The sequence below is a fragment of the Vibrio tarriae genome, assembly GCF_002216685.1.
In the GTDB taxonomy this organism is placed as follows: Bacteria; Pseudomonadota; Gammaproteobacteria; order Enterobacterales; family Vibrionaceae; genus Vibrio; species Vibrio tarriae.
Genome location: NZ_CP022353.1, coordinates 2,558,035 through 2,581,674 on the forward strand (window position 1 = coordinate 2,558,035; position 23,640 = coordinate 2,581,674).

Below are 23,640 nucleotides of genomic sequence, written 5' to 3' on the forward strand. Positions count from 1 at the left end.
TTGGTGTTTATCTTTCGATAAACATTGAGAACTTTACAAACAACAATAATTTGTTGTTTTGTCAGCTTTCCAAATTGTTAAAGAGCAAGATTTTCTAATGAAAACCATTTTTAAACATTCTCAGCGAAAACGCTTAAAGATGGTGGAGTTATGCGGGATCGAACCGCAGACCTCCTGCGTGCAAGGCAGGCGCTCTCCCAGCTGAGCTATAACCCCATCGTTAGTGGTGGGTCTGAGTGGACTCGAACCACCGACCTTACGCTTATCAGGCGTACGCTCTAACCACCTGAGCTACAGACCCACTTAATGCTCAAATCTAAACCGAATCAATCTGTGTGGACACTCATCACGATAACCATTGTGTAAGGAGGTGATCCAGCGCCAGGTTCCCCTAGCGCTACCTTGTTACGACTTCACCCCAGTCATGAACCACAAAGTGGCAAGCGTCCTCCCGAAGGTTAAACTACCTGCTTCTTTTGCAGCCCACTCCCATGGTGTGACGGGCGGTGTGTACAAGGCCCGGGAACGTATTCACCGCAACATTCTGATTTGCGATTACTAGCGATTCCGACTTCATGGAGTCGAGTTGCAGACTCCAATCCGGACTACGACGTACTTTGTGAGATTCGCTCCACCTCGCGGTATCGCTGCCCTCTGTATACGCCATTGTAGCACGTGTGTAGCCCTACTCGTAAGGGCCATGATGACTTGACGTCGTCCCCACCTTCCTCCGGTTTATCACCGGCAGTCTCCCTGGAGTTCCCACCATTACGTGCTGGCAAACAAGGATAAGGGTTGCGCTCGTTGCGGGACTTAACCCAACATTTCACAACACGAGCTGACGACAGCCATGCAGCACCTGTCTCTCAGTTCCCGAAGGCACAAGACTGTCTCCAGTCTCTTCTGAGGATGTCAAGAGTAGGTAAGGTTCTTCGCGTTGCATCGAATTAAACCACATGCTCCACCGCTTGTGCGGGCCCCCGTCAATTCATTTGAGTTTTAATCTTGCGACCGTACTCCCCAGGCGGTCTACTTAACGCGTTAGCTCCGAAAGCCACGACTCTAGGTCACAACCTCCAAGTAGACATCGTTTACGGCGTGGACTACCAGGGTATCTAATCCTGTTTGCTCCCCACGCTTTCGCATCTGAGTGTCAGTATCTGTCCAGGGGGCCGCCTTCGCCACCGGTATTCCTTCAGATCTCTACGCATTTCACCGCTACACCTGAAATTCTACCCCCCTCTACAGTACTCTAGCTTGTCAGTTTCAAATGCGATTCCTAGGTTGAGCCCAGGGCTTTCACATCTGACTTAACAAACCACCTGCATGCGCTTTACGCCCAGTAATTCCGATTAACGCTTGCACCCTCCGTATTACCGCGGCTGCTGGCACGGAGTTAGCCGGTGCTTCTTCTGTAGGTAACGTCAAATGATTAAGGTATTAACTTAACCACCTTCCTCCCTACTGAAAGTACTTTACAACCCGAAGGCCTTCTTCATACACGCGGCATGGCTGCATCAGGCTTGCGCCCATTGTGCAATATTCCCCACTGCTGCCTCCCGTAGGAGTCTGGACCGTGTCTCAGTTCCAGTGTGGCTGATCATCCTCTCAGACCAGCTAGGGATCGTCGCCTTGGTGAGCCCTTACCTCACCAACTAGCTAATCCCACCTGGGCATATCCGGTAGCGCAAGGCCCGAAGGTCCCCTGCTTTGCTCTTACGAGGTTATGCGGTATTAGCCATCGTTTCCAATGGTTATCCCCCTCTACCGGGCAATTTCCCAGGCATTACTCACCCGTCCGCCGCTCGCCACCCAAGGAACAAGTTCCTCTGTGCTGCCGCTCGACTTGCATGTGTTAGGCCTGCCGCCAGCGTTCAATCTGAGCCATGATCAAACTCTTCAATTAAAAGTTTTGTGAAGCTTTCGCTTCGGCTCAATGAATACTGATTACATTCTTTGCTTAATAAAAAGCGAAGTAATGTTGAATTGACTGTGCTGAATGATTGCTCATTCAAATGGTCACTCAGTTCATTGATAAATCTTTTTTGATTATCATCAACGAGTGCCCACACAGATTGATTGGTTTATATTGTTAAAGAGCGTTCTTCTTGGCGGTCTGCTTCAGAAGAGGCGGCCATTTTAGCGAGAATCGATTTTGTGTCAAACACTTTTTTCAATTTTCTTTTCTGGCCTGTTGAAGCATCGATTTGGCTGTGAGCCCTTGCTGCGTCAACGAGGGCGCATTATAGAGATCCGCTTCACACTGGCAAGTGTTTTTTGAGAAAATTTATAGAAATAACGCTTAACCGCTGCATTTGCGCGCAAGGGCTTATTTATCCCACTTTACTCAGACCTTGATGACAACTTATCCACAGAGTTATTCTTTTTAAGCTTTTGTTCTAGTCTATCTATAAAGAGAAAGTCATAAAAAAGCCCAACGATTTAGCGTTGGGCTTTGTCTTGTATCTTGTTTATAGCTGCCCGTTAAATAAAGGCGTAAGCATCGGCAAACATTCGATCGCGTCGAGCTTGTTTGTTTTGAGTGAATTGCTCACGTGCGGCTCCAGCCATCTCAAAGCGACCTGCTATATAGATATCAAACGCTTCTAAACTTGCAAAGTCGTTGTTAATCGCTTGCAGTACATTGCCAACCTTTCCAGTCCAGCCATCTTGTGCTTGCTCGACCACTGGAACAACCTGCAAATGAGCATGTTGGTTGGCCAGCTCTTGCAACTCATTCAGTGCGTACAGCTGAGCTGCATCACGCGCTCCCCAATACAGGTAGATAGGCTGAATTTTACCTTGCGAGAGGCAATGATCTAAGATGGAACGCACATAGCTAAAGCCGGTCCCGCCAGCGATTAAGAGTAGAGGTCGCTCACTCTCTTGTAATGCGGCATTGCCATGTGGTACATCCACTTCAACCCATGTCTGATTAAGATGGGCTTGCTGAAACCTTTCCACGACTTGGTGGGCAAAGGCGCTGTGATCCGCCGCACCAATATGCAGTTCGAGCTCGCCATTGCTACGGCAAGGACTACTGGCAAGTGAGAATGGTCGCTTATCTTTTTCGCCCATCACCACCATTAAATACTGCCCCGCTTGGTAAGCCACAGCGTGCTCGGGTTGTAATAGGATTTGGTAAGTATGCGTCGCGAGCGGCTGCACAGACTTAACTTGGCATTGAATTATCATTGAACTTCCTCTGGCTTACTCTTCAAAAGTCAGCACTAAATCAGTAATTGCGCAGGCTTGGCAGGCAAATATCCACCCTGTCGCTTTTTCTTGTTCGGTCAATAACGGTTCGAGTTCATACTCTACCTCACCTTCAACCAACTTACATAAGCAAGCGGCACAGGCGCCGATTCGGCAGCGGTGGGGAAAGGCTATTTGCTGGTTGAGCGCAGCATCAAGCACCGTTTCACCTGAGTGAATTATAAAGTGTCTATCATTAGGCACGATGCGGACGGTATAGGTCATACAATGCCTAACTCCTCCCATAACGAATCGATTTTCGCGACTAGCTTAGGATCTTTTCGGATCGGAGTACCCCATTCACGTTCGACTTCGTCAGGCAGTTTATTGGTTGCATCAAAGCAGATCAAATCTTGGCCAACGATTCGTAAGCTATCACGTGCCGGATCCATGCGTGTGGTCATTGCCCAGATCACATCATTCCAGTCATGGATATTCACGTCATCATCGCACAAGATCACAAACTTAAGCGGCGAGTCACCCTTGAGTTTATCGACTACACGCTGTAACAGTTGCTGTGCCTGCCCAGCTTCCTGCTTATTAATAAGTAGAAGAACCAACTTACCATTCGCCGCCTCCGGTAATGCAACATCCAACACATCCGCTTCATCACTCAAGCGCGCTTTTAGCTCTTGCAGTGAAAGTGCCGTTGTCTTGTCACTTTGGTCAGAGTTAGAAAGCACCAGCTCTGCAGGCCATTTGACGGTGGCATCCAAACCGATTTTTGAGCCTAAACCCACCACTGGTGAAGCAAAATCCAGCGAGTCAATCGGCGTATGCTCAATAAATAGAGTATCGCGCAGAGGCGACATGTGATTGACCATAGCGGCAATCACTTGTGGCCAATCGCGCGCATTCACTTGTTCATCACACACAATCACAAACTTGGTGTACATAAATTGACGTAGGAATGACCACACACCCAGCATCACCCGCTTAGCGTGTCCCGGATACTGTTTCTTAAGTGTCACTATCGCCATGCGATACGAGCAGCCTTCTGGCGGCAGATAAAAATCGGCAATTTCAGGAAACTGCTTTTGCAAGATAGGTACGAAGACTTCGTTAAGCGCCACACCAAGCACGGCGGGTTCATCGGGCGGACGCCCTGTATAGGTGCTGTGATAAATCGGCTTATTACGCATGGTCACATGAGTGACAGTGAACACATGATGGCGCTCAACCTCGTTGTAATAACCCGTGTGATCGCCATAGGGACCTTCATCTGCAAATTCGTTAGGATCGATATAGCCCTCGAGCACGATTTCAGCACTCGCCGGCACTTCCAGATCGTTACTGATCGACTTGACCACTTCAGTACGACTGCCACGCAACAGTCCAGCAAACGCGTATTCAGATAAGGTATCTGGGACTGGCGTCACCGCACCGAGAATGGTCGCCGGATCGGCACCAAACGCCACACTGACAGGAAAAGGCTCTCCGGGATGTTTTTCCATCCAATCCCGCAAGTCTAATGCCCCTCCGCGATGGGCTAACCAACGCATGATGACTTTATTACGGGCGATTTTTTGCTGACGATAGATCCCAAGATTTTGGCGCTTTTTATGTGGGCCACGCGTAATGGTTAAACCCCAAGTTAAAAGTGGTGCAACATCGTCTGGCCAGCAGCTCATCACAGGGATTTTATCGAGATCAACCTCATCACCCTGCCACACGATTTCTTGGCAAGGAGCACGACGCAAGCGCTTAACTGGCATATTGAGCACCTGTTTAAAAACGGGCAGCTTTTCAATCAGCTCTTTTAAACCACGAGGCGGTTCAGGTTCTTTAAGATAAGCCAACCACTGACCTACATCACGCAGCTCTTGAATCTGCTGTCGCCCCATGCCCATCGCAACGCGTTCTGGCGTGCCAAACAAATTAGTTAGCACTGGAAAGTCATAACCTAGCGGATTTTCAAACAACAACGCTGGGCCTTTAGCACGTAACGTCCGGTCGCTGATCTCGGTCATTTCATAATGCGGATCAATCGGATGGGTAATACGTTTTAGCTCCCCACGTTGCTCTAAATAGTCAAGAAAATCCCGTAAGTCCTTAAAATTCATAGGTCTACTACTCGTTGACAGCGATGGCGGCAGTATAACAAACCTCAAGATTGTTCTGCGCCATTTTCTTACATTTGTTGGTTATGGATTCAGTACCGCTAAAATCGCTTGTTGTTTCACCGCGCGATTCGAGCTGACTAGCTCATGCAACCATCCTTGATAACCCGATTGAGCAAGCAGGTGTGCCACTTGTGTGGCCTCTTCACTTTGCCCAAGTTTTTCGATCAGAAAAAGCGCTACCTCATTTGACATAGGCTGAATACTAACTAAAGCTTGCAGCGCCTCTTGTTTCAAGCGCGGATTTGCAGCAGCAACCATCAGTTGTTGTTGGGCAAAGAAATCGGCCTGCTCTGCTAAGCGAGTGATTTCACGCCTCAGTTCATCATTGGCTTTCATTAGCCAAAGCTTTTGATACAAAGCTGGATTTTGACTATGCCTTGCCAGTTGCACCATAACACTCGATGCTGGTAACCAACTCGTTACTTGCTCCGTTGTGATCTGCGCAATCAAACGCTCTATGGCTTGCGGAGATAAGCGATTCAATTCTGCAAGTAATAAACGCTGGCGAGCTTCAGCTTGAGCAGATGAACCGGAGAGCCACTCACGTAGATTGAGTTCACCATTTTCTGCTTGTAACACAAACATCAACATATCCTGTTGCTGCCGCGCTTGTTTTAGTAGCCGGTGTGCAACCACCGCATAATCAAAAGCGGGGACAGAGAACTCATAACCGTCACCCCGTTCAGCAATCAAATAGTTGGGTGTCTGTGATTTTTGAGCAGCAATGAATACGGCAAGCTCCTCCGTTAAGATCAGTTGGCCTTGTTCAAATTTTTGCAATAGAAGAAAACGCACGACTTCTTGTGCGGGATAACTGATACGCTGCAAATTGAACTGTAAGCGATCCACTTCATTGTGCAGTGCGAGCAGGTAAAGCTCTTCGACTTTCTGCTGAGTCGGTAGGTCTGCTAACCAAAGTTGACGTTGATTAGCACTAATGTCACTGCCAATAGCGACATTCGGCAACCCAAACAAAAAGAGAAGAACGAAGCACAACCATCCTTGTTGCATATAGTCCTCCTTGTGCATTTCAGATCAGTGTGGACACCACTGGTCTAGAACGCAAACAAAAACACCACCGCAAGGGTGGTGTTTGAGACAACGCTCGATTACTGACGACGCATCGCGTCAAAGAATTCATCGTTCGTTTTGGTCATTGCTAATTTATCAATGAGGAATTCCATCGCATCAGATTCACCCATTGGGTGAACAATCTTACGCAGGATCCACATCTTTTGTAGCTCATCCGTCTTGGTGAGTAACTCTTCACGACGAGTACCAGAGCGGTTGAAGTCGATCGCAGGGAAAACGCGTTTTTCAGCAATCTTACGGTTCAAGTGCAGTTCCATGTTACCTGTACCTTTGAACTCTTCGTAAATCACTTCATCCATCTTAGAACCAGTATCGACCAGCGCGGTTGCGATGATGGTCAAGCTACCACCCTCTTCCACATTACGTGCTGCGCCGAAGAAACGCTTAGGACGATGCAATGCGTTCGCATCCACACCACCGGTCAGTACTTTACCTGATGCAGGAACCACAGTGTTGTAGGCACGCGCTAGACGAGTAATCGAATCCAGTAGGATCACCACGTCTTTCTTGTGTTCAACCAGACGTTTGGCTTTTTCAATCACCATTTCTGCCACTTGTACGTGGCGCGATGCTGGCTCATCAAAGGTTGAAGCAACCACTTCACCTTTTACTAGGCGCTGCATCTCAGTAACTTCTTCTGGACGCTCGTCAATCAGCAGTACCATCAGCACACACTCAGGGTGATTGCTGGCGATGCTTTGAGCGATGTTTTGTAGCAGCATGGTTTTACCCGCTTTTGGCGGAGCAACAATCAGACCACGTTGACCTTTACCAATTGGCGCTGCCAGATCAAGAACACGCGCGGTAATATCTTCTGTAGAACCATTACCACGTTCCATCACCATACGTTCGTTGGCATGCAGAGGAGTTAAGTTCTCGAAAAGGATTTTGTTGCGGGCGTTGTCTGGGCGGTCATCGTTTACAGTGTTCACTTTAAGCAAGGCAAAGTAACGCTCACCCTCTTTTGGCGGACGAATTTTCCCAGCAATTGAGTCGCCTGTACGTAGGTTAAAGCGACGAATTTGGCTAGGTGACACATAGATGTCGTCAGGGCCAGCAAGGTATGAACTGTCTGCACTACGTAAGAAACCAAAACCGTCTTGAAGAATTTCCAAAACCCCATCGCCAAAAATGTCTTCACCACTTTTTGCGTGTGCTTTAAGGATTGCGAAAATAATGTCTTGTTTGCGTAGGCGTGCCAGGTTTTCAAGGCCTAGACTTTCGCCAAGCTTAACCAGATCAGACACAGGGGTGTTCTTCAGTTCTGTTAGATTCATTGTGGTGGATACTTAGTTAGTCAAAAGGATCGTTGTTAAGTTAAGATGGATATGGTCGAAGGATTGACCAAGAAGTGAATAACTGTCTAATTAACGTGCAATAAACTAGCACTAAATATTAGCCTAGTCTAGAAATTGTTTTTTGCCAAAAACAAAACCGTACATATTGCTATGTACGGTTTGGCGGTTTAACTGATTACAGGTTCGCGTCAAGGAACTCTTTCAGTTGAGTTTTTGATAGCGCACCGACTTTGGTCGCTACCACACTGCCGTCTTTAAACAGAAGCAGCGTTGGGATACCGCGGATACCAAACTTAGGTGGTGTTCCTGCGTTATGGTCAATATTCAGTTTGCCGATAGTGAGTTTGCCTGCGTATTCATCAGCCACTTCATCTAGGATAGGCGCAATCATTTTACAAGGACCACACCACTCCGCCCAAAAGTCAACTAGAACCGGGCCTGCAGCTTTGATTACATCGTTCTCGAAACCGTCATCGGTCAGCTGCAAAATTTTGTCACTCATCTTTCACTCCAATGTGATTTTCTGCACTGGTGATAACTCAACCAGTAAATAGATGCTCTATTGGAATGTATTTACTTCCGTATTGCAAGCGTAAGCTGATATTCTATAGCCATGAAAAAGACGCATATCACAGAGCATAAGTTCGCCGACTTTGGTTTACAGCCACAAGTTATTGATGGACTGGAAAAAAAGGGGTTTGTTTACTGTACCCCTATCCAAGCATTGGCGTTGCCGGTACTGCTCTCCGGCCAAGACATCGCAGGCCAGGCCCAAACAGGGACTGGTAAAACGCTCGCGTTTCTTACTGCTACCTTCAACCATTTATTGACCACACCAGCCGCTGAAGGCCGAGCAGAAACTCAGCCACGCGCCATTATTATGGCCCCGACTCGCGAACTGGCGATTCAGATCTTTAATGATGCCGAGCCTTTGTTGGCCTCAACCGGTCTGAAAGCAGCTTTGGCTTACGGTGGCGAAAGCTATGATAAGCAAGTCGCAAAATTGCAAAGTGGCGTGGATATTCTGATCGGTACGACCGGACGAATTATCGATTTCTACAAACAGCGTGTATTCAACCTCAACCACATTCAAGCTGTGGTGCTGGATGAAGCAGATCGCATGTTTGATCTCGGCTTTATTAAAGACATTCGTTTCTTGTTCCGTCGTATGCCAGAGCCCAAAGATCGCCTCAACATGCTGTTCTCTGCCACCCTCTCTTACCGCGTGCAAGAGCTGGCTTTTGAACACATGAACAATCCTGAACATGTGGTGGTAGAGCCTGAGCAAAAAACCGGTCATCGCATTCAAGAAGAGCTGTTTTACCCATCAAACGAACATAAGATGGCGCTGCTACAGACCCTGATCGAAGAAGAGTGGCCAGATCGCGCAATCATTTTTGCTAACACTAAGCACCGCTGTGAACAGATTTGGGCACATTTGGCGGCCGATAACCACCGTGTTGGCCTACTGACTGGTGATGTACCGCAGAAAAAACGTGAGCGTATTTTAGAGCAGTTCACCCAAGGTGATGTGGACATTCTGGTTGCGACCGACGTTGCAGCGCGCGGCTTGCACATTCCTCAAGTGACTCACGTGTTTAACTACGATTTGCCTGACGATTGTGAAGACTATGTACACCGTATTGGCCGTACGGGTCGTGCGGGCGCAAGTGGTCACTCGATAAGCTTTGCGTGTGAAGAGTACGCGATTAATTTGCCGGCGATCGAAAGCTACATTGAGCATGCGATTCCAACCTCAGACTACGATCCTTCAGCTCTGCTGACGGACTTACCCGCGCCTCTGAGCCTACGTTCGTCGCCACAACAGCGCCGCACCAATACCGCAGGTTCTCGCAATAGCAATAATGGTGGCAATCGCAAACCTCAGCAACGCCGCCCACGCGCACCACGCCCGAAAAAGGAAGCCTGATTTCGCTATGAGCCAAGCCGTTTCTTCACCCTTGTATGCTGCCATTGATTTAGGTTCCAACAGTTTTCACATGTTGGTCGTGCGTCATATCGATGGCAGTGTGCAGACAATGGCAAAAATCAAACGTAAGGTGCGTCTGGCGGCCGGTCTAGATGAACACAACGCCTTGAGCTTAGATGCGATGCAAAGAGGGTGGGATTGTCTCAGCCTTTTTGCCGAGCGACTGCAAGATATTCCCGCAGAGAATATCCGAATTGTAGGGACCGCAACCCTGCGAACCGCCACCAATGCCGGTGAATTTATCGCTAAAGCGAACCAGATTTTAGGCCATCCGATCGACGTTATTTCCGGTGAAGAAGAAGCGGCCACTATCTATAAAGGTGTCGCACACACTTCGGGGGGTTTAGGGCGTCGCTTAGTAGTGGATATTGGTGGAGCCAGTACCGAGCTGATTATCGGTGAAGGTTTTGAAGCCAAAGCCCTCACCAGCTTGAAAATGGGTTGTGTGACTTGGTTAGAGCGCCATTTCAAAGATCGTCAGCTGACGGCCACCAACTTTAATAACGCCATTTTAGCCGCCAAACAGATGCTGGATCCGATCCTCACTCAATACACCGAGCTTGGCTGGAATGTGTGTGTTGGAGCCAGTGGTACGGTACAGGCGTTGCAAGAGATCATGCTGGCGCAAGGCATGGATGAAGTCATTACGCTGACCAAACTCAAGCGTTTACAAAAGCAAGCCATGCTGGCCGATCATCTCGAAGAGCTGGATATCGAAGGGTTAACGCTGGAACGTGCTCTGGTTTTCCCAAGTGGCCTATCGATTCTGATTGCGATTTTTGAATCACTGAACATCGAAGCGATGACGCTGGCGGGCGGTGCACTGCGTGAAGGTCTCGTCTATGAGATGGTTCAAGACCTACGCCAAGAAGATATTCGAGCGCGCACCATTAGCTGCGTACAAACCCGTTATCAGCTCGATAGCGCTTATGGTGATCAAGTCGCTACTCTCGCCAGTAAACTGCTCGCACAATGTGGCGGTGAAGCCTGGATCAATGAACCACAAGCAGAGATGTTGCTGCGTACGGCAGCTAAGTTGCATGAAATTGGTCTCACCATCGATTTCAAAAAAGGGGGGGAGCACAGCGCTTACCTACTCCAACATCTTGATCTGCCGGGTTATACCCGCGCACAAAAACATTATTTAGGTGAAATCGTACGTCGCTATCGCGAACAGTTAACTTCTTTACCTGAACAATATGCACTGTCAGGCACCAGTGGTAAACGCGTACTGCGTTTGCTGCGCCTTGCTGTCCTCTTAAGCCATCGACGCAGCCCAGCGTTAGAGCCGATGGTAGAATTGAGCGCGCAAGACGACAAGCTGACGCTCACGCTTGACGGTGAATGGCTAGCAAACAATCCACTGACTCGCACAGAGTTAGAGCTAGAAGCCAATCGGCAAACCGATATCGGTTGGCCTCTGTCGATTGAATACCACTAAGCACTCATAAGCATTAAGCCCTCATCTGAGGGCTTAATGCTTACTGTACCTTCAATATTCCCAAACGACTTGAAGTTGCAAGTAGGCAGCGTATAGACAGCTGTTTTAAACAAACCATCGGCTCAAGAAAGACTATTCAGTAAGGCTCTCAATTTAAGGGGCTTAATCGGTTTAGCCATAAAGCGAAAACCGCTTGATTCAATCCCATCCAAGATATCGGGATTGCGATCGGCACTGATGATCACGCCAGCGAAACAATCCCCCAAACGCAAGCGGCACTGCTGCAGCACTTCAAGCCCTGTCCGTCCGTTATCCAAGCGGTAATCAGACAAAATCACATCGGGGATCCATTGCCCTTCCAAGGCTTTGAGGCTGCCATGAATATCGATCGCGGTTTTGACTTCACACCCCCAACGCTCCAGCAAATCACGCATCCCAACCAAAATATCCGGCTCGTTATCGACACACAGCACACGCAGATGTTGCAGCTCTGAGCCTTGCTCATTGGCCATCACAACCGTCGGAGTGAGCGACGGCGGCATGGGTTGAGCGCGATCTAAAGTAATCGAGAAAACACTGCCCTGCCCCGGCCAAGAGCGCATCGAAATCTGGTGACCTAGGACATGGGCAATCCCTTTCGAAATCGCCAGCCCAAGCCCTAGACCTTGGTCGGCACGTATCTGCCCGCCACGGTTAAACTCCTCAAAAATTTCCTGCTGCTTATCTTGCTCAATACCAATCCCGTTATCCCACACATCAATACGCACTTGCCCGGTGGCGACTCGGCGCACCCCAAGAATCACTTTGCCGTTCGGGTTATAACGAAACGCATTAGTCAGGAAATTTTGGATTACTCGGCGCAGCAATTTGGGATCTGAATGCACCCAGAGTGATGAGGGGACCATACTAAACTGCACACCTTGTTTAGCCGCAAGCGCACTGAATTCTGCATTCAGGTTGGAAAGTACATCCATAATCGCAAAACTGTGCGGATGCAGATCGATTTTGCCGGACTCCAAACGCGAAATATCCAGCAAATCGCTGATCAAATCCTCCGCCGCGCCCAAAGCACTTTCAATATGATGGGCAAGTTTCTGCACCTCCGCCTCTTTAGCCACTTCAGATAAGGATGAGGCAAACAGGCGTGCGGCATTCAATGGCTGCATCAAATCATGGCTGACCGCCGCCAAAAAGCGCGATTTGGATTGCGACTCGCGCTCCGAACGCTGGGTCGCGGTGACTAACTGTTTATTGAGCTTTTCTAGCTCCAAGGTACGCTGCAGTACACGCTCTTCCAGCGTTTCGTTGGCCATTTTCAGGCTTTGTTCCGCTTCTCTAAACACCGTAATGTCAGTAAAGCTCATCACAAACCCACCGCCGGGCATCGGGTTCCCCTGCACCTCAATCACTCGCCCATCCGCCCGCACTCGCGAGGAGGTGTGACTTGTCCCTTGCTCTAAGTGGTAGACCCGTCGCCGTACGTGATCTTCTGGATCGCCCGGCCCACACAAACCTTGCTGCGCGTTATGGCGGATCACATCCGCAATCGGCCGTCCCACTTGAATCAATCCCGGCGGAAACTCAAACAGCTCAAGATAGCGCTGGTTCCATGCCACTAAACGTAACTGTTTATCCACCACGGCAATACCTTGGCCGATGTGTTCAATCGCCCCTTGCAACAAGCCGCGGCTGAAATCGTACAGCTCAGACGCCTCATCGACTATGGTCGCCACTTCCTCAAGCTGCATTTTACGTCCTTGCAGCGCCGAGGTGAGCACCAACTTAGCGGACGAAGCACCAAATACCCCAGCCAGTACGCGTTCGGTATGGCGGATCAAGGCGGAAGAGGCTTGCTGATTCGGTAGCAAGGTTTCACGCTGCTGACTCCAGTATTGAGCAAAGGCGTTGCGTACCCGAGTCCGCCCCACAAAACGTGAGGCCAACATTTCAAGCTCACCCACGGTCACGCGACTTTGATAAAGGCTCATGTTTTCGTTTTCGGGCAGCGGAGTACCGACAAACGCCGCGGCTTGCAAACGCTCACTTAAGCTGGCGCGCGTCACCAAAGACACACCGATATAGCACAAGGTATTAAGGGTCACGCTCAGTAGCATGCCCCAATCCGCACTTTTTAACCCTAGAGCCACCAACCCATCTGGCGGAGTGATCACCCACAGCAAGACGTTATTGCTGGCATCGCCCGCCAGCATATCGGTGGCGCTCATCAAGGTGATAAGCCACAGGGTAAAACCGACCGCCAAGCCAACATAAACCCCTTTACGATTGCCTTCTCGCCAGTACATGCCGCCAAATATCGCAGGGGCAAACTGGGTAATCGCCGAAAACGATAGAAACCCGATCGCCGATAACGAAGGAATGCTGTCGAGTACCAGATAAAAACCCCATGCACCGAACAGTAATAGCAGGATTAAGGTGCGGCGGATCACCACCAATAATCCTGAGAAATGACGATGGGTGCGCTGCGACAAGCGCATGCGGCGCAGCAATAAAGGCATCACCAGATCGTTCGAAACCATAATGGATAGCGCGATAGTCGAGACAATCACCATCCCCGATGCCGCCGACGTGCCCCCCAAGAAAGCCAGTAACGCGATATTTTGCGCACCGGCTAGTGCTGGCAAACTGATCACGAAAGTATCTGGCGAAGAGTTGGGTAGCAAGCCTTGCCCTGTCCAAGCAATCGGCAACACAAACAGACTCATTAAGAGAAGATAAACGGGGAAGAGCCAGCGCGCAGTGTGCAGATCTTGCGGGCGCTCGTTTTCAACGACCATGGTATGAAACTGGCGCGGCAGACACACAATCGCAATCATGGTCAGCAAGGTATGAATCAATAAGGTCGGCCAGTTGGGGGCTTGGTAGGTGCGAGAGGCGATCTCGGAGAGCTCCAACCCATCGGTGCGCCACGCCAGATAGGCGATAAACACCCCAACGCAGAGAAAGGCCACCAATTTGACGATCGATTCAAACGCGATCGCCATCATCATTCCACGATGATGCTCGGTATTATCAATGTGCCGAGTACCAAACAGCATGGTAAACAGGGCCAGTGCCAACACCACAAACCAAGATACGTGTGATTCTTGATAGCCGTACGCCGTCATTAAATCGGGGGCGACAATGTTCAATCCCATCGTAATGCCGCGCAGTTGTAGCGCGATATAGGGCAAAATGCCCAACACCGCGATCACCGTCACCACGACAGCCAGGCCTTGAGACTTGCCATAACGGGCGGCAATAAAATCGGCGAGCGAAGTAATATGCTCCCGTTTAGCAATCAAAATCAGCCGCGCTAAAACTCGCCAACCAAACACAAACATCAAGATCGGAGCGATATAAATAGGCAGAAACGACCAAGGATTGACACTCGCCTGCCCGACTGTGCCGTAAAACGTCCACGAGGTACAGTAAACCGCAATCGACAAGCTATAGATCCACGGCCGCCAATTGGCGAGCCAACGAGTTTGCCTGTCACCATACCACGCAATCAAAAACAGCACGCCGAGATACGCGAGCGAAACGGGAATTACCAACCAACCTTGCATCAGACATCCTTGCTGTTGCGAAATGAAAAAAGCCTCTCGATTGAGAGGCTTCTATTAAAACGAGGTTGTTTTTTGAACTCAATCAGCACGACTTAATTCTGTGCTTCAGGCTTCGCTTTCAGTGCATTGCCATCTTGTACCGTTGAAGGCGGAGTATCAACGCGGATCAATAATGCTAATCCGCCCATTGCGGCCATCGCCCAGAATACGGCTGCGCCCCAATGCTCATAGCCCCAACCACTGAGAGTGGTCACCGCCGCAATCACCGCGCCGAGTGGAATCGCGTTATACAGAGCTTGCAGTGCCACCATTTTATTCTGCGGCGCATGCTGGATGTACTGAATCGCCGCGATGTGCGCGATAGCAAACGTGACCCCATGCAGCAGTTGAATCGCCACTAAGGCCAGAATGGTGGTCGTGGAGGCGGTTAAGCCCCAACGTGCAATAACCCCCAACGACGCTACGAAGAATAGTGTGCGCAAACTCCAGCCCGCGAACCAGCGCTTACTGAAAGCAAACACCAAGACTTCCGCGACCACACCTAAGCTCCATAAGTAACCGATGATGTCTTCTGAGTGACCCGCTTGTTTCCAATAAATCGAGCCGAAACTGTAATACGCCGCATGACTGCCTTGGATTAAGGCCACCAGCAGCAGAAATTTCACCACAGGCCACTCGGTAAGAAGCTCCTTCAGCTTCGGGCGCACCGCATGAGCCTCGTGCTCGGTGACTGGCATCGGTGTAATTTGGCGCAAACTCAACAGCCAAGAGACGGCGACACCCACCAGCGCCGTGTACAAAATCATCGAACTGCCCCACTTGGCGACCAAAAATCCGACCACAGTCGATCCGGCAATAAACGCGATCGATCCCCACAAACGAGTACGCCCGTAGTCGAGCATTTTCAACTTGGCATAGTAGTTGGCCATGGCATCAGAAATCGGCACCACAGGGCCACAGCATAAGTTAAACAGCACAGTGGCCAACGCCATCAGCCAAAAACTGCCGCCCGTAAAAAAGTGAAAACCGACAAACAGCATTGCCGCGAAACTGAGCCAACGCAGCGCGGGCATCAGTTGCTCAACACGGTGTAAACGCGGCGTCAGCACCAAATTCGCTACACAGCGCGTCGCAAAGCCTATCCCAACCAAGACACCTATGTCGGTCGCTGAAACGCCTTGGTCTTCAAACCAGAGTGACCAAAATGGCAAATACACGCCGTAAGCAAAGAAAAAACCGATGAAATATTGCGAAATCCAACCGTAGGGAGTGGGGGTAAACATGATCGTTCCTAATCAAAAAGGGAGGTATAAAGCGCGCACATTATGCATGTGGATTCGCGTCTAAAAAAGGGAAGATTACGCAACTCATCGTTTCCCGATTGCTTATATCAACAGATTCAGCGTCAAGTTGCCGGTGTCAATCGGCGGATCATCGCAGCGTAGAAAAGCCTTTGTTGCCTGCATTAGACCAAAGTCGTCTGGAGGGGCAGGGGAAATTTGTCACACTTAGTGAACCTGTCCCGATGATGAGTGCCACCTCATGCCTGATAAATTCAATATGCAGTCACCACCGTTTAATCGACTGACGGCTGAGCAGCAACATCAATTGCGCAGTGCTTTGGATGTCGCCTATTTCCGCCAGCGCGATGTGTTGATTGATGCGCAGCACCCTGTGACTCATCTGCATATTCTGATCAAAGGCACGGTTGAGGAACGCAGCCCCGACGGCAAAGAGGTGTTTGCACACTACGCCAATGATGATCTGTTTGATGTACGCGCCATGTTTGAAGAACTGAGCAAACATCAATATATGGCGCTCGAAGACACCCTCTCCTACTTGCTGCCCAAATCGATTTTTTTGCAGCTGTACGAGCAAAATGGCGAGTTCGCCGCGTATTTCGATAATAACCTCGCCAAACGCCAAGAATTAATTGAAGCCGCCGCGCAGCAGAAAAACATCGCAGAATTCATTCTGACTAAAGTCGATAGCTCCATCTATCATCCGCCTTTCATTTTGTCGCCAGATCTGCCGCTCAACACCGTGACTCAATTGATGAAAGAGCGGGGCATTGACGCGGCGTTAGTCGCTCTTGAGCCGCATGACCCAAGATTAGATCGCCTCCATGCCCATCCTTACGCGATTGTGACACGCACCAATATGCTGCATGCAGTCATGCTCGAAGGCCGCCCTTTGGATACGCCCGTCGGTGAAATTGCCACCTTTCCGGTATTGCACGTAGATGAGGGCGATTTTTTGTTTAATGCCATGGTGATGATGACGCGCCAACGCATTAAACGGGTTATGGTGTGTAATGGGAATCAAGCCGTGGGGTTGCTGTCGATGATTCAGATCCTCAGTGCATTCTCCACCCATTCTCATGTATTGACGCTCGCGATTGCCCGTGCCGCCAGCATTGATGAGTTAGCACTCGCGGCCAATAAACAGCGTGAATTGGTAGAAAATCTCATGTCACGCGGCGTGCGTACCCGTTTTGTGATGGAGCTGATTTCCGCCGTCAATGAACAGATCATCGAAAAAGCCTTTGAACTAGTGGTACCACCTGCTTTGCACGATCAGTGCTGCCTCGTCGTACTTGGTTCTGAAGGTCGTGGCGAGCAGATCCTCAAAACCGATCAAGACAACGCGCTGATCATTCAAGATGGTTTGGAATGGCACCAATGCCAACCGATCATGGAAAACTTCACCCACACCTTACTTCAACTGGGTTATCCACTCTGCCCCGGTAAAGTGATGGTCAATAACCCGAAATGGGTGCGCAGCCAAAGCGAATGGAAACGCACCCTTTCTGATTGGGTGAAAGCCGCTCGCCCCGAACAAGTGATGGACATCGCCATTTTTGCCGATGCCCATGCCGTGGCCGGAAACCGCGCCTTGCTGGCGCCAGTGAAAACCTATTTACGCCAATTAATGGCCGATCAAGAGCTCATCTTGGCCGAATTCACCCGTCCGGCTCTCAACTTCTCGGTACCGCTCACCTTGTTTGGTAACGTAAAAAGCAGCAAGCAAGGGATTGATATTAAGCAAGGCGGCATTTTCCCCATCGTACATGGTGTGCGCGCCTTAAGTTTGGAGCACGCCATCGAGGCCAATAACACCTTTGACCGAATTGAAGCCCTCGTACACAAACGCGTTCTTGAACAAGAGACCGGCGACAACCTAAGCGAAGCCTTTAAGCTATTTTTGAAACTGCGCCTAGCCCAGCAACTTGGTAATCAGCACAGCACTAACCAGATCGACTTCAAGCAGCTCGACCGTACCGAGCGCGATTTATTGCGTCACAGCCTGCATGTGGTGAAAAAATTTAAACAGTGGCTCGGTTACCACTATCAAATACGTGATTGAGGTGCGGAATGAACTGGTTATTGCGCCGCTACTGGCACGCCAAACTCAAGGATTCTCCCTATCAACGGCTGTTTGAAACGGCTCGCCATCAGGAGTACGTCTCGCTCGACTGCGAAACCACCAGCTTAGATCCCAAACGTGCCGAGCTGGTGACTATCGCTGCGACCAAAATTATCGACAACCGTATATTGACCAGTCAGCCGTTTGAAGTGCGACTGTGCGCACCGCAGTCGCTCGACTCGGGCTCGGTTCGCATTCATAAAATTCGCCATCAAGATTTGCAAGATGGACTGAGTGAAAAGGAAGCGCTGATCCAACTCATCGATTTCATTGGTAATCGGCCTTTAGTGGGCTACCACATTCGTTACGATAAAACGATTTTGGATATCGCCTGTCGTAAACATCTCGGGTTTCCACTCCCCAACCGACTGATTGAGGTGAGCCAGATCTATCACGATAAACTGGAAAAACACCTGCCCAATGCCTATTTCGATCTCAGTTTAGAGGCGATCTGCCGCCATCTGGATCTGCCACTGCAAGACAAACATGATGCGCTGCAAGATGCGATTGCCGCCGCTTTGGTGTTTGTGCGTTTAACCAAAGGCGATCTGCCACAATTTATTGCACCGGGTGTGTAACGCCGAAAGTCGGCGGCGAGATCTCTCCCGCTGGTTTGCCGCTTATTCGCCTTGCACACGCATCCCATCAGGCTTTCATCCTAAAGTCTAATTGTAGAAATCCCTGCTCTGACTGAGAGTTATAAACGAAACGAATTTCCTCCTCTCGTGTTTGAAACGCGCCCTTTCAGGAAATTTGCCGAATTCACAAGGAGAACCCGTAATGAGTGAAGCCCATATTTATCCGGTCAAACAGAACATCAAAGCGCATACGCATGCCGATAACGACACCTATCTGGCGATGTATCAACAGTCCATCAAAGATCCGGAAGGCTTTTGGAGCGAACACGGCAAAATCGTCGACTGGATTAAACCTTTCACCAAGGTGAAGCACACCTCTTTTGACCCAGGGCACATCGATATCCGCTGGTTTGAAGATGGCACGTTAAACGTTTCTGCCAACTGTATTGATCGCCATTTGGCGACCCGTGGCGACCAAGTCGCGATCATTTGGGAAGGCGATGACCCAACTCAAGACAAAACCCTGACGTATAAGCAACTGCACCAAGAAGTGTGCCGTTTTGCCAATGCGCTGAAAGAGCAAGGCGTACGCAAGGGTGATGTCGTCTGTATCTACATGCCTATGGTGCCAGAAGCGGCGGTTGCTATGTTGGCCTGTACTCGCATCGGCGCAGTACACACTATCGTCTTTGGCGGCTTTTCACCGGAAGCACTGGCGGGACGCATTATCGATTCGAACGCAAAATTAGTGATCACTGCTGATGAAGGTGTTCGCGGCGGCCGCGCCGTCCCCCTTAAGAAAAACGTCGATGAAGCACTGTGCAATCCAGAAGTCAAAAACATCAGTAAAGTGATGGTTCTTAAGCGTACTGGCGGCAATGTCGCTTGGCATGAACACCGTGACATTTGGTGGCATGAAGCAACCGCAAAAGCGTCTGACCACTGCCCACCAGAAGAGATGAAAGCCGAAGATCCGCTGTTTATCCTCTACACCTCTGGCTCAACCGGTAAACCGAAAGGCGTATTGCACACCACTGGCGGTTATTTGGTTTATGCGACCATGACCTTCAAATATGTATTCGACTATCAGCCCAATGAAGTGTTCTGGTGTACCGCTGATGTGGGTTGGATAACGGGTCACTCCTATCTGGTGTATGGACCATTGGCGAATGGCGCAAAAACCATTCTGTTTGAAGGTGTGCCAAACTACCCCACCACCGCACGTATGAGCGAGGTGGTGGACAAGCATAAGGTCAATATCCTTTACACTGCGCCAACGGCGATCCGTGCGCTGATGGCCAAAGGTGATGAAGCGATTAAAGGCACTAGCCGTGACAGCTTGCGCATCATGGGCTCTGTGGGTGAACCGATTAACCCAGAAGCGTGGGAGTGGTACTACCGCACGATCGGTAACGAAAAATCGCCGATTGTGGATACTTGGTGGCAAACCGAAACCGGCGGCATCTTGATCACGCCACTGCCGGGCGCAACGGCGTTGAAACCGGGTTCAGCCACGCGCCCCTTCTTTGGAGTGCAGCCAGCGCTAGTCGATAACATGGGCGAAATTGTGGAAGGTGCCGCCGAAGGCAACTTGGTGCTGCTCGATTCATGGCCGGGCCAAATGCGTACGGTGTATGGCGATCATGACCGCTTTGAACAGACCTACTTCTCTACCTTTAAAGGCATGTACTTTACCGGTGATGGCGCACGCCGCGATGAAGACGGTTACTACTGGATCACCGGTCGTGTCGATGACGTACTCAACGTTTCCGGTCACCGTATGGGTACGGCAGAAATTGAATCTGCACTGGTGGCATTCAATAAGATTGCAGAAGCCGCCGTGGTTGGGGTTCCACACGACATCAAAGGCCAAGCGATTTACGCTTACATCACACTCAATGATGGCGTGTATCCAAGCGCTGAACTGCATAAAGAAGTAAAAGATTGGGTACGTAAAGAGATTGGCGCTATCGCGACACCGGATGTTCTGCACTGGACCGATGCGCTACCAAAAACCCGTTCAGGCAAAATTATGCGCCGTATTTTGCGTAAAATTGCCACTGGCGATACCAGTAACCTGGGGGATACTTCAACGCTGGCCGATCCAAGCGTGGTTGACCGCCTGATTGCTGAAAAAGCACAACTTAAATAACAAACCCTGTGGCTTGACGTTGTAGCCTCAAGTCACAAGGGAATACACCTTTGCTTGCGATTTCAAACTCCGGTGCAGCTCATGGCCGGAGTTTTTGTTTTCTCTCGCCCATCTTCTGAGAACATGCGCTGAACTTTCCGGTGCAAGCCGATCAGGCTATGACGGATCCCTCTGAAGCGCCCAATTCTGTTAACTTCGCTGCACATTTCCGCCCCGAAACTAGGTGATTAGACCAGTAAATTGCTGCCATTTGTTATGAATTGGCTATAATCGTGGGCAATTTAATAAAATCCGCGAACTTTTGACAAAAACTTTATGTCGAATAAGTAAATTTGTGGGAAACTGCTTATTCACCACACAATAAAGGAAGATGGCTACACAATGACTGCAAAATCTCGCATTCTTGTTCTCAATGGACCAAACCTCAATTTATTAGGTTTGCGTGAACCTACCCACTACGGCTCACAAACACTAGAGCAGATCGTATCGACGTTGCGCGATCAAGCGCAAAAAGCAGGCATTGAGTTAGAACATCGGCAATCTAACCGCGAATATGAGTTGATTGAAGCCATTCACCAAGCCTTTGGCAAAGTGGATTTCATCATTATCAATCCGGCGGCCTTTACCCATACCAGTGTCGCGTTACGCGATGCACTGCTTGGGGTGGCGATTCCTTTTATTGAAGTGCATTTGTCCAACGTTCATGCACGCGAACCCTTCCGTCATCACTCTTACTTGTCTGACAAAGCACAAGGGGTGATTTGCGGTTTAGGTGCCCAAGGTTACGAATTCGCTTTGTCTGCCGCAATCCGAGCATTGCAGGCCAAGCAATAAAGACACTCTGCGGCCCATTTGGGCTGTCTTATTCACAAGATAAAAGAGAAAGAAACATGGATATCCGCAAAATCAAGAAGCTTATCGAGTTAGTTGAAGAGTCTGGCATCGCAGAACTGGAAATTTCTGAAGGTGAAGAGTCAGTTCGCATCAGTCGTTATGGCCAACCAGCTCCAGCACCTCAAGTGCACTACGCAGCCGCTCCAGCACCAGTGGCAGCACCTGCGCCTGTAGCTCAAGCAGCCGCGGTAGCAGAAGCACCAGCAGCCGCGAAAGTGCCCGCGGGCCATAAAGTGCTTTCTCCAATGGTGGGCACTTTCTACCGTTCACCAAGCCCAGATGCGAAAGCGTTTATCGAAGTGGGTCAAAGCGTTTCCGTAGGCGATACCCTATGTATCGTTGAAGCGATGAAAATGATGAACCAGATTGAAGCCGACAAATCCGGCGTTGTGACCGCAATTCTTGTTGAAGATGGTCAGACCGTTGAATTCGACCAACCGCTTGTTGTTATCGAATAATCGAGGCCACCTTTATGTTAGATAAAGTTGTCATCGCGAACCGAGGCGAAATTGCGCTTCGTATTCTTCGCGCTTGTAAAGAATTAGGCATTAAAACGGTTGCCGTGCACTCCACGGCTGACCGCGACTTAAAACACGTACTGCTGGCCGATGAGTCTATCTGTATCGGTCCTGCCAAAAGCATCGACAGTTACCTGAACATTCCACGCATTATCTCTGCGGCGGAAGTGACGGGCGCGGTAGCTATCCACCCGGGTTACGGCTTTTTGTCTGAAAACGCGGATTTTGCTGAGCAAGTGGAGCGCAGCGGCTTCATTTTTGTCGGCCCTCGTGCCGAAACCATCCGCTTGATGGGTGACAAAGTCTCCGCCATCAACGCGATGAAAAAAGCGGGCGTACCTTGTGTACCAGGTTCAGACGGCCCACTGGATAACGACGAAGCGAAAAACAAAGCGCACGCCAAACGCATCGGCTACCCAGTTATTATCAAAGCCTCTGGCGGCGGTGGTGGTCGCGGTATGCGTGTGGTGCGTAACGAAGCCGAATTGACCAAATCTATTCAGATGACGCGTGCGGAAGCGAAAGCCGCCTTCAACAACGACATGGTGTACATGGAGAAATTCCTAGAAAACCCACGTCACGTTGAAGTGCAAGTGATCGCTGACGGTCAAGGCAATGCAATTCACCTCGCTGAGCGTGACTGTTCAATGCAGCGCCGTCACCAGAAAGTGGTGGAAGAAGCACCCGCACCGGGTATCACTGAAGAAATGCGTAAGTTCATCGGTGAACGTTGTACCCGTGCGTGTATCGAAATCGGCTACCGCGGCGCTGGTACCTTTGAATTCCTGTACGAAAACGGTGAGTTCTACTTCATTGAGATGAACACGCGTATTCAGGTTGAGCACCCAGTAACAGAAATGATTACTGGCGTTGACCTGATCAAAGAGCAGTTGCGTATCGCCGCGGGTCAACCGCTGTCTTTCAAACAAGAAGACATCAAAATTCGCGGCCATGCCGTTGAGTGTCGTATTAACGCCGAAGATCCAGAGCGCTTCCTACCTTGCCCAGGCAAGATTGAACGCTTCCATGCACCTGGCGGCATGGGTGTGCGTTGGGAATCACACATTTACTCTGGCTACACCGTACCCGCGCATTACGACTCGATGATCGGCAAACTCATCACTTACGGTGAGAACCGCGATGTGGCGATTGCTCGTATGCGTAACGCACTCAATGAGATGATTGTGGAAGGGATCAAAACCAATATCCCACTACAACAAGCTATCATGGCAGATGAGAACTTCCAGAAAGGCGGTACCAACATCCACTATCTGGAGAAAAAACTCGGCATCAAGTAAGCCGCCGTT

At 49.8% G+C, this 23,640-nt stretch carries 16 protein-coding genes, 2 tRNA genes and 1 rRNA gene; 8 read left to right on the forward strand and 11 right to left on the reverse strand.

The window, feature by feature from the left end:
• Window positions 1–140: 140 nt before the first annotated feature.
• From CEQ48_RS17495 to trxA, 9 genes are all read right to left on the reverse strand, one after another.
• Window positions 141–216, reverse strand: a tRNA-Ala gene (locus CEQ48_RS17495).
• An 8-nt stretch (window positions 217–224) separates the two neighbouring features.
• Window positions 225–301 (reverse strand) — tRNA-Ile (locus tag CEQ48_RS17500).
• A 62-nt stretch (window positions 302–363) separates the two neighbouring features.
• Window positions 364–1,906, reverse strand: a 16S ribosomal RNA gene (locus tag CEQ48_RS17505).
• A 578-nt stretch (window positions 1,907–2,484) separates the two neighbouring features.
• Complete coding sequence (fre, locus tag CEQ48_RS17510) at window positions 2,485–3,195, reverse strand: NAD(P)H-flavin reductase (protein WP_055031677.1); 711 nt, start codon at window positions 3,193–3,195, stop codon at window positions 2,485–2,487.
• A 15-nt stretch (window positions 3,196–3,210) separates the two neighbouring features.
• Entirely contained in the window at window positions 3,211–3,480 is a 270-nt protein-coding gene (locus tag CEQ48_RS17515; protein WP_000222787.1) for a 2Fe-2S iron-sulfur cluster-binding protein, read from the reverse strand.
• Window positions 3,477–5,318, reverse strand: coding sequence for a 4-hydroxy-3-polyprenylbenzoate decarboxylase (gene ubiD, locus CEQ48_RS17520; protein ID WP_089072091.1), 1,842 nt, complete (start codon window positions 5,316–5,318; stop codon window positions 3,477–3,479). Before ubiD ends, CEQ48_RS17515 begins: the two co-directional genes overlap by 4 nt.
• An 81-nt stretch (window positions 5,319–5,399) precedes the next feature.
• Window positions 5,400–6,389 carry a hypothetical protein gene (locus tag CEQ48_RS17525; protein WP_089072092.1) on the reverse strand — a complete coding sequence of 330 codons (990 nt, stop codon included), beginning with the start codon at window positions 6,387–6,389 and terminating at the stop codon, window positions 5,400–5,402.
• Between the two features lie 98 nt (window positions 6,390–6,487).
• Window positions 6,488–7,747, reverse strand: coding sequence for a transcription termination factor Rho (rho, locus tag CEQ48_RS17530; RefSeq protein WP_002030702.1), 1,260 nt, complete (start codon window positions 7,745–7,747; stop codon window positions 6,488–6,490).
• A gap of 196 nt (window positions 7,748–7,943) precedes the next feature.
• Window positions 7,944–8,270 carry a thioredoxin TrxA gene (trxA, locus tag CEQ48_RS17535; protein ID WP_001280783.1) on the reverse strand — a complete coding sequence of 109 codons (327 nt, stop codon included), beginning with the start codon at window positions 8,268–8,270 and terminating at the stop codon, window positions 7,944–7,946.
• Window positions 8,271–8,381: 111 nt separating this feature from the next.
• Here trxA and rhlB point away from each other — a divergent pair, with 111 nt between their 5' ends.
• Both rhlB and gppA read left to right on the forward strand, forming a co-directional pair.
• The gene (rhlB, locus tag CEQ48_RS17540; RefSeq protein ID WP_089072093.1) at window positions 8,382–9,698 is read left to right on the forward strand and encodes an ATP-dependent RNA helicase RhlB; all 1,317 of its coding nucleotides are present in this window, start codon (window positions 8,382–8,384) and stop codon (window positions 9,696–9,698) included.
• A 7-nt stretch (window positions 9,699–9,705) separates the two neighbouring features.
• Window positions 9,706–11,199: a guanosine-5'-triphosphate,3'-diphosphate diphosphatase gene (gene gppA / locus CEQ48_RS17545; RefSeq protein WP_089072094.1), complete on the forward strand. Its 1,494-nt coding sequence runs from the start codon at window positions 9,706–9,708 to the stop codon at window positions 11,197–11,199.
• A gap of 122 nt (window positions 11,200–11,321) precedes the next feature.
• Here the strand turns inward: gppA and CEQ48_RS17550 are convergent, their stop codons facing one another.
• Window positions 11,322–14,765, reverse strand: coding sequence for a hybrid sensor histidine kinase/response regulator (locus CEQ48_RS17550; protein WP_089072095.1), 3,444 nt, complete (start codon window positions 14,763–14,765; stop codon window positions 11,322–11,324).
• Window positions 14,766–14,857: 92 nt separating this feature from the next.
• A complete protein-coding gene (locus CEQ48_RS17555) occupies window positions 14,858–16,048 on the reverse strand; it encodes a 3-phenylpropionate MFS transporter (protein ID WP_089072096.1) in 1,191 nt (396 codons plus the stop codon).
• A gap of 259 nt (window positions 16,049–16,307) precedes the next feature.
• On the opposite strand from CEQ48_RS17555, the gene CEQ48_RS17565 reads away from it, so the two are divergent.
• The 6 genes from CEQ48_RS17565 to accC all read left to right on the forward strand — a co-directional run bounded on the left by CEQ48_RS17565 (window position 16,308) and on the right by accC (window position 23,631).
• Entirely contained in the window at window positions 16,308–18,131 is a 1,824-nt protein-coding gene (locus CEQ48_RS17565) for a CBS domain-containing protein (RefSeq protein WP_089072097.1), read from the forward strand.
• Window positions 18,132–18,139: 8 nt separating this feature from the next.
• On the forward strand, window positions 18,140–18,769 hold the full coding sequence (locus CEQ48_RS17570) for a 3'-5' exonuclease (protein ID WP_089072098.1): 630 nt from the start codon (window positions 18,140–18,142) through the stop codon (window positions 18,767–18,769).
• A gap of 202 nt (window positions 18,770–18,971) precedes the next feature.
• On the forward strand, window positions 18,972–20,921 hold the full coding sequence (acs, locus tag CEQ48_RS17575; protein WP_089072099.1) for an acetate--CoA ligase: 1,950 nt from the start codon (window positions 18,972–18,974) through the stop codon (window positions 20,919–20,921).
• A 381-nt stretch (window positions 20,922–21,302) separates the two neighbouring features.
• Complete coding sequence (aroQ, locus tag CEQ48_RS17580) at window positions 21,303–21,755, forward strand: type II 3-dehydroquinate dehydratase (protein WP_089072100.1); 453 nt, start codon at window positions 21,303–21,305, stop codon at window positions 21,753–21,755.
• A gap of 56 nt (window positions 21,756–21,811) precedes the next feature.
• Window positions 21,812–22,273, forward strand: a complete 462-nt coding sequence (gene accB / locus CEQ48_RS17585; protein ID WP_000354613.1) for an acetyl-CoA carboxylase biotin carboxyl carrier protein — start codon at window positions 21,812–21,814, stop codon at window positions 22,271–22,273.
• Window positions 22,274–22,287: 14 nt separating this feature from the next.
• On the forward strand, window positions 22,288–23,631 hold the full coding sequence (gene accC, locus CEQ48_RS17590; protein ID WP_000884888.1) for an acetyl-CoA carboxylase biotin carboxylase subunit: 1,344 nt from the start codon (window positions 22,288–22,290) through the stop codon (window positions 23,629–23,631).
• The last annotated feature ends 9 nt before the right edge of the window (window positions 23,632–23,640 follow it).